The 6,717-nt window shown below is 35.3% G+C and carries 9 protein-coding genes and 2 pseudogenes; 1 reads left to right on the plus strand and 10 read right to left on the minus strand.

Annotated features, from left to right (window positions below; translation table 11 throughout):
• Window positions 1–138 (plus strand): annotated as a pseudogene (locus tag Q9Q35_RS01510) (NUDIX hydrolase N-terminal domain-containing protein); the annotation flags it as partial.
• A 324-nt stretch (window positions 139–462) separates the two neighbouring features.
• Here the strand turns inward: Q9Q35_RS01510 and Q9Q35_RS01515 are convergent.
• The 10 genes and pseudogenes from Q9Q35_RS01515 to Q9Q35_RS01560 all read right to left on the minus strand — a co-directional run.
• Window positions 463–1,053 (minus strand): annotated as a pseudogene (locus Q9Q35_RS01515) (hypothetical protein); the annotation flags it as partial.
• A gap of 2 nt (window positions 1,054–1,055) precedes the next feature.
• The gene (locus Q9Q35_RS01520) at window positions 1,056–1,463 is read right to left on the minus strand and encodes a hypothetical protein (RefSeq protein WP_304651825.1); all 408 of its coding nucleotides are present in this window, start codon (window positions 1,461–1,463) and stop codon (window positions 1,056–1,058) included.
• An 82-nt stretch (window positions 1,464–1,545) separates the two neighbouring features.
• The gene (locus Q9Q35_RS01525; RefSeq protein ID WP_304651826.1) at window positions 1,546–1,725 is read right to left on the minus strand and encodes a hypothetical protein; all 180 of its coding nucleotides are present in this window, start codon (window positions 1,723–1,725) and stop codon (window positions 1,546–1,548) included.
• Window positions 1,706–2,125, minus strand: a complete 420-nt coding sequence (locus Q9Q35_RS01530; RefSeq protein WP_304651827.1) for a hypothetical protein — start codon at window positions 2,123–2,125, stop codon at window positions 1,706–1,708. The genes Q9Q35_RS01525 and Q9Q35_RS01530 overlap by 20 nt, the downstream gene beginning before the upstream one ends.
• Before the next feature lie 495 nt (window positions 2,126–2,620).
• Window positions 2,621–2,776 carry a hypothetical protein gene (locus tag Q9Q35_RS01535; protein ID WP_304651828.1) on the minus strand — a complete coding sequence of 52 codons (156 nt, stop codon included), beginning with the start codon at window positions 2,774–2,776 and terminating at the stop codon, window positions 2,621–2,623.
• Between the two features lie 328 nt (window positions 2,777–3,104).
• Window positions 3,105–4,070: an ADP-ribosylglycohydrolase family protein gene (locus Q9Q35_RS01540; RefSeq protein ID WP_304651829.1), complete on the minus strand. Its 966-nt coding sequence runs from the start codon at window positions 4,068–4,070 to the stop codon at window positions 3,105–3,107.
• A 466-nt stretch (window positions 4,071–4,536) separates the two neighbouring features.
• Window positions 4,537–4,818 carry a helix-turn-helix transcriptional regulator gene (locus Q9Q35_RS01545; RefSeq protein WP_304651830.1) on the minus strand — a complete coding sequence of 94 codons (282 nt, stop codon included), beginning with the start codon at window positions 4,816–4,818 and terminating at the stop codon, window positions 4,537–4,539.
• Window positions 4,805–5,170 carry a type II toxin-antitoxin system RelE/ParE family toxin gene (locus Q9Q35_RS01550; RefSeq protein ID WP_283589610.1) on the minus strand — a complete coding sequence of 122 codons (366 nt, stop codon included), beginning with the start codon at window positions 5,168–5,170 and terminating at the stop codon, window positions 4,805–4,807. Before Q9Q35_RS01550 ends, Q9Q35_RS01545 begins: the two co-directional genes overlap by 14 nt.
• 445 nt (window positions 5,171–5,615) lie before the next feature.
• Window positions 5,616–5,840, minus strand: coding sequence for a hypothetical protein (locus tag Q9Q35_RS01555; protein WP_304651831.1), 225 nt, complete (start codon window positions 5,838–5,840; stop codon window positions 5,616–5,618).
• A gap of 87 nt (window positions 5,841–5,927) precedes the next feature.
• Window positions 5,928–6,548, minus strand: a complete 621-nt coding sequence (locus Q9Q35_RS01560) for a master DNA invertase Mpi family serine-type recombinase (protein WP_304651832.1) — start codon at window positions 6,546–6,548, stop codon at window positions 5,928–5,930.
• Window positions 6,549–6,717 lie beyond the last annotated feature (169 nt).

A 6,717-nucleotide genomic window follows, 5' to 3' on the forward strand; every position in this document is an offset into this window, starting at 1 on the left:
GCTTTGGCCCAAGCGGGGCTCTTCTATGGCCATGACAAGTATGATCGGGAGCGCTATGAGCGCATCCGGGAAATTGCCGCTCAAATGGCTGCACAGCAGACCGATCTCCCGTTGGAGCGGGTAAAAGACCTGTTCTGTACTACAACCTGGTCAAAAGCCAGCTCGAGCTCGGCGGCTAACGCCTCCTGTCGAATCAGAGGAAACAAAAAATCATAAAAACACAAAAGCTATTTTGGCCCTTATGGAAGATAAAATCGAACTGAAATCGGAACGTGTACGTAGGTTCATCGGCGAAATACCGCCCTCGCTTGTACGCTGGGGCATAGGCATCATCGTGGCGGTGTTCGCCGCCCTGGCGGCCGCTGTGTGCCTCATACCCTATCCTTACGGCCCGGGCGAGACCATAATCGAGCACATCGTCAACCCCCGGCCCAAGGAAACTCCCCGGCCCGTCCGCCCCTACATACCCCCGTCGGGCAAATCAGCCACAGCTTGGATCGAGACCATCGTCCCTAACGAATGCCCGGTGACCGCCATCGTAGCATTAGGAGCTTTTTTACGCAATTCACTTACCTTAGCCTGCATCGCTTTACTAGCAAGTTTTGCCTGAGGGATATAGGTGTTGAATAAAGTAAACGAGCCGTTGTTGCTCACCCAATCATTCAAAGTATTCAAACTCATTGCGTCACTACCTCGAGTTGCAAAATATGTATGCTTAGTCTCGTTGTTTAACTTTTGGGTGTCAGTCACGTAATAGGAATTATACCCAGCCTTTTCATCGGTCAGCAGACCTTTTTGATACGTTTTTTCTCTACCAAACCAGTCCTTTTCTGTTACTGTCTTAAGTTTGTCGGGTTGGAGATAGACCTTGCTTGCATCATTACCATAGGCGTCTTTGGCATGGGGGAATGTGAATGGAACAGAATTGCCCGATGATAAAATATCTTGTTTCCACTTTTTTAGTGCATCATTCGAGAAACTTTTATGCTTCTTTACATATGTACTTTGGGATAAATTTACATAAATATTTTCTATATTATCTGACATAGCCATATTCATTTCCCCATATACGAATTTTCAATGATCGTTCCTGTTGTCCACATACCGTTAATTCTAGTCATTTCCTTATCAGTGTCCATTACTAAAGTATTCTTCTCGTTATAGTAATTTTCTTCTTTTGTTTTCTTCTTATCAACAGCATCAAATCTTATAGACAGTGTCGGTCTGGAAAATGCCATACTTTTGCTTCTCTCTACTGTGTCCCAGTAATATTTCACCTTAATATCATCACTACTATTTTTTTTGATATATTCCGTCATCTCTTTTTCATGTGCCTTCAAAAAAGCTACCTGACGCTCTTTTTGCGCTTCTTGTCTTATTTCGATCACTTTCTTTGTCCCTCCTATTCCAGCTAGTACTAGAAAAATCGCGATAAATACTAGAATTATTCTTTTCTTCTGCATGATTTTTCTCCTATAAAATTTTTTGATATGTTTTTTCGCTACCAAACCAAGCATTTTCTGTTACTGTCTCGAGTTTGTCGTGTTAGAGATAGATTTTTCTTGCATCATTACCATAAGCGTCCTTGGCATAGGTAAATATTATTTGCGTAGAAGTTTGTCTCCTTTCTATAATCAATTCCTGTGAAAAAGACGCATCACCTCTTGGGTACGCAACTTGCACTAAATTTGCATATACATTGTAGTTATTTTCTAAATCGGGCATTCTTTTCCTCCCTTATCTTTAACCCTATTTCTCCGTTCAATACTGTTAACCCCTCAACTTTGTCTAATTTATCCACATCAGTTTCTACCCTAAGTACATACCCCCGATTATTGTAGCTTTTTACTGGGCTGTTACTAACATCAAAATTCACAGTCAATGTAGGCTTTATAAATGCCCTTCCTTTTCCAGCTTCTACTGTCTCCCAATCAAATTCCACTGTTTCTTCTTGTGAACTATATTTTTTGATAAAATTGATTAGTTCTTTTTCATGCGCCTTCAAAAAAACTATCTGGCGCTCTTTTTGAGCTGCTTGTCTCATTTCGACCACTTTCTTTGTTCCTCCTATTCCAGCTAGCACTAAAAAAATCGCGACAAGTACTAGAACTATTCTTTTCTTCATGAGATCTCTCCTCATCGACATATGTATTTAAGCTGAATACTAACACCGATTTTAATATTTTTCAATTCATTTTCTAATTTTAGTTTCTATGACTTATTATTATTGCTAAAAAGGCTGTACACATATGCACTCAAATGTTAATCTACGGCTAAAAAGTAATTTATATTTCTGTTTTTTTATAAATAATTCTAAAAATACACACTCTAGGCAAACATATGAAATTAACCATCAAAGAGGTAGTTATTACATTCACAGAAAAACAACAAATACTAACAAAAAAGAAGTGTGACTAAAAAGCTCACACTTCTTTTTTGATTCTCTTGTCCAACTTAGAGGGTAAGCGCTGTTTTTATATTACTCTAAAGCGCACTTATATCTCTGCTTGTACTCTTTTCGAATTATTTATGAAATTTCAAAACAAGATGAGTTTGTAATTTCTGCTATTATGTCAAACATTACATTCATTGAATCATTTTCGATGCAAGCAATAGTTGATCAAGGTTTTCCCTCTTTCTTAGCTAATTCACGTTCACGCATTTCTCGCAATAAAACAGAAACTTTTAATTGTTCATCGATCTGACTAGCATAAAATTTCTTCTCAGGAGTATCCACATATTTATTATAGATACTCGAAAAATCTTTTATTGGCATAACTAGATTTCCGGCTATATAAAACATGAGCATTTATATCAAATGATCACATCGTTTAGGAGACATATAGCTTTTCCTTTCTTAATTTTATTTACTACTGTCAACACCAGTATCCACATATCCTTACTTGAGGATAATGATATAATACCTTTAAGATGTATCTCACCCCATTATGTTTTCTAATTAATTGGGAAATGTATCTCACTTACGATCCTCCCTAAATTAGTGTATGGAGGATATCGCATATCATCTGAGAAAATCGTTTCTAGAAAATAATGGTAATTATAGACTTACATCTTTTCGTATAAAAATGTCAACACTACGATCTTTATGATAGTCTTTCTATCATTTTCATCAGTGGTTTGAGCAAGTCCAATCTTTTTATCTCTTCTTGTGGTAATTTTTTTGCCCCCAACAATGTTCCCAATATCTGACCAGTTACTGATCCCGTTGAATCCGAATCACCATCATGAAATACCGCTACTCGAAGTGCTTTTTTTAAATCATTGGGATATTTTAGCGAACAATACAACGCAATAGCTAGCGTTTCTTCTGCTACCCATCCCTCACCAAGCCTTGAAATGATCTCCATATCATCAAAATCTTTCTCACTTGCCAAAACAGCCTGTTGCAACAAGTCGTCAAATACTTTTATCTCTAAAGACCCCACAAAGATCCGCTTTATATCTTGTCGCATCAAAGAAACACTGGCACGTAAAGTCTCACCTTCAGATATATATCTAAGCAAACCAACTAAAGCAGCTGAAGATATATGACTCATTTGATGTCCATGAGTAAGTGCTGAATTTTCGATCGCAGCCGAATATGGATCCTCCCGATCAATAAATGCTAGCGGTGCAACACGCATCAAAGCTCCACACCCTTTGCTTTGATTTATCGGCTCAGTTAAGTCTCCTGGGATCCCACGCATCAATGTCATCAAACAAGTACGACCTGGTTCACGACTGGCGTACATCTCAGGATACTCCATCAACCACGAAATTGGTCGATGACTCAGTTCACTTTTTCCTTGCTTAAATTGTGTTTCAAGCCAATCTTGATAACAATTCCATGTATTAATACGCAATTTTCCATCTAAAAGCAATGTATTAGCAGTAAAAAGTGTCATCTGGGTATCATCTGATACTATAAGTTTGCCTACGATATTATCAAAATCATGATCCTGAGACATCTGCGAAACTTTCTCAAATTCGACCGGATAGCCTAACGCATCCCCTAAAGCTCCTCCTAACAGACAACCGGCTAGCTGATCTATGTTTAAATTATATTTCATATGATCATCCCCTAATAATTTTTATTTTATGTATCTTCTGTAAGGTATTATTAAAAATATGTACAATAACAAAGCAATTTCTTATTCGGTGAAACTTTAATACTCTTTGACTATTATTCCCCATTTCCAAGCAAATCTCAAATGAATTCATAGCTAGCTAATTTTTACTAGTAAGACTTATATAATTATAAAAAGGTGCATCCCCCAACTTTCGCAGTTCCCAAGCGTTTGTTATTTTTTATACATAATTGATATATCAGGAACAATAGAATAGTATAAAAAACTACAAGCTTGGACCATAAATATATCAATGTAGCCAAAACTTGCAGTTTTTAAGCATATTTATTTTAAAATCGGTAAAACACCATTATTGTTGCGCAATGCAGTTTGCATTCTGTCATACACTAATAATTACATAATCAACCAAAAACAGTTACTATACATATAAGTTTACATTTACTATCTGTTACATATTAACGAACTCTACTTTTAACTTTTTACCTAATGCATTAGCTATTTTGGAAAGTGTATCGACACTAGTATTGTTTCCACGCTCGATACGTGCAATCGTTGATTGTGGCATATCAACACGTTTAGCTAACTCTCTTTGTGTTAAACCAGCATCTTCTCTAGCCTTCAATAAAGCTACTGCACTTTCAAGTCTCAAACTCTCTGCTTCAAAATTGGATCTTGACTCTGGATCTTGGAGCCTCTTTTCCAAATAATCATCAAATTTAACTGTTGGCATCATTTTCCTCCTCAAATTCCTTATAAATCGCTAGTGCATGTAAAATCTCTTTTCTAGGTGTCTTCTGTGTTTTTTTACTAAATCCATGAGTAATAATATAACGACTTCCATTCCAGTGAAAGTATAGAGCTCTTTGAATATTATTTCCCACTTCCGATCGAAGCTCAAATATGTTATCGTCTAGTTTCTTTACCCATTTCATTTTTATAGCGGTCAACAATCCATGTATCTGGACCTTATAGATAACCGCCATTAACTTCTCTTGGTCTTTTTGCGGTAAGTTTTCTAAAAATTCCAAAAACTCATTATGTCCATTAGGTCGCTCATAAAATTCAAATTTTGGTTTCTCCATATCCCAAAATTAGCATATATGCTATCAGAAATCAACGAAATAGTTTTATATCTCCATGAATTTTTATTTATTCTCTCCCAATAATACTTTTTCTCCTAGAATCTCATTATTGATTGATCAATACAAAGTTAATATTATTTATATCAGATGATCTTAAAACATGGACGCCTAAAGCTAGAACATTTTGTTTTTTATAAATTAGTCCTATATGAATATTATTCAGATTACCAAACTTTCGCAATTTCCAAACGTTTGCTATTTTTTTAATATGAGTAAGACTAAGTATTATAACTTAGTCCATACAAAAAGTGTTATAACATTGCTGACTAAAGCGTTGCTATAACACTTTTGAATATTTTTCATCAACCCTAGATGCATTTATAAAAGAGACTAATCATGATCACAATGAGCGCAACTAGTTCTTTTCTATACTGCAATGTTTAAATCAACAAAAAATAAAGAACGTACTTGCAAATGTTAACTGCGAGAGTGCTAAAATCCCTTTGGTAAGATCACAGGCTCTTGAATCGACACGATACGTGCGGACGACTAAGATCTCACTGCTCAAAGCAATGATAAAATTAAAAGAGATAAAAAAGAGATATTTCGGTAGATCATTGATCAATGGCCATGAAAAGAGCAAGGCTAACAACATAAAAGTGATCGCCAAATAGTATTCATGATATATCTCATCTAGCTTTCATGGGAAGACAATAAATTAGATAATACCATATTAATTAGGTTACATAATAAAGAACTATTTCTGCTTATCTCGTTCCTCTAATAGCATTCTACTAACAAACTTGCTGACTGTTATTCTATTTACTTTTAATTTTCTTGCAATGTACGAGAATGATTTTCCTTCATCGATCATCTCTTTTACTTTTACTCTTTTAGAATATAGCTTGAGAGATTTATACTCACTTATTCCTTTAGGACGTCCCAATTGTACTCCTTCAGATTTTTTTCTAGCTAATGCCTCTTTTGTTCTCTGCGATATTAAATTTCTTTCGATTTCTGCAGATAATCCAAAAGCAAAAGCCAAAACTTTTGAGTTAATATTATTTCCTAGTTCATATCTCTCCTTCACCGTTAAAACCATTACTTCTTTTTCCATACACTCATTCAAAATCCCCATAATCTGCATTAGATTTCTACCTAATCTTGAAATTTCACTAACAATCACAATATCATCTTTAGTCAATTTCTTCAGTAATCGGCCAAACTTTCTATCATTCAACTTTTTAGTCGCGCTGATTGTTTCAGATATCCACTTCTCAACTTTAATATTTTTTTCTTCGCAAAATTCTTCGATCTCAAATTTTTGATTTTCAACTGTCTGTTTATCCGTACTTACACGGATATATCCATATATCATAGAAAACACCTCGTCTTAATTAAATGAGCGATTATATTCGACAACATAATATTCCGATCGATTACAAAATTGGTGAATCATGGTCTATTTTAAACGAAATCGAACAATCAATTAAACAAAAAATTGAAGCTGTGGGGACACCACTCAAAGATTGGGATATAAAAATTAA

This window comes from uncultured Ligilactobacillus sp. (assembly GCF_948826705.1).
Lineage (GTDB): Bacteria > Bacillota > Bacilli > Lactobacillales > Lactobacillaceae > Ligilactobacillus.

What these genes read in the sequence shown, in the direction of transcription:
- Q9Q35_RS01520 (WP_304651825.1), bottom strand. Translation starts at nt 1,463, where the DNA reads ATGCAGAAGAAAAGAATAATTCTAGTATTTATCGCGATTTTTCTAGTA.
- Q9Q35_RS01525 (WP_304651826.1), bottom strand. Translation starts at nt 1,725, where the DNA reads ATGCCCGATTTAGAAAATAACTACAATGTATATGCAAATTTAGTGCAA.
- Q9Q35_RS01530 (WP_304651827.1), bottom strand. Translation starts at nt 2,125, where the DNA reads ATGAAGAAAAGAATAGTTCTAGTACTTGTCGCGATTTTTTTAGTGCTA.
- Q9Q35_RS01535 (WP_304651828.1), bottom strand. Translation starts at nt 2,776, where the DNA reads ATGCCAATAAAAGATTTTTCGAGTATCTATAATAAATATGTGGATACT.
- Q9Q35_RS01540 (WP_304651829.1), bottom strand. Translation starts at nt 4,070, where the DNA reads ATGAAATATAATTTAAACATAGATCAGCTAGCCGGTTGTCTGTTAGGA.
- Q9Q35_RS01545 (WP_304651830.1), bottom strand. Translation starts at nt 4,818, where the DNA reads ATGCCAACAGTTAAATTTGATGATTATTTGGAAAAGAGGCTCCAAGAT.
- Q9Q35_RS01550 (WP_283589610.1), bottom strand. Translation starts at nt 5,170, where the DNA reads ATGGAGAAACCAAAATTTGAATTTTATGAGCGACCTAATGGACATAAT.
- Q9Q35_RS01560 (WP_304651832.1), bottom strand. Translation starts at nt 6,548, where the DNA reads ATGATATATGGATATATCCGTGTAAGTACGGATAAACAGACAGTTGAA.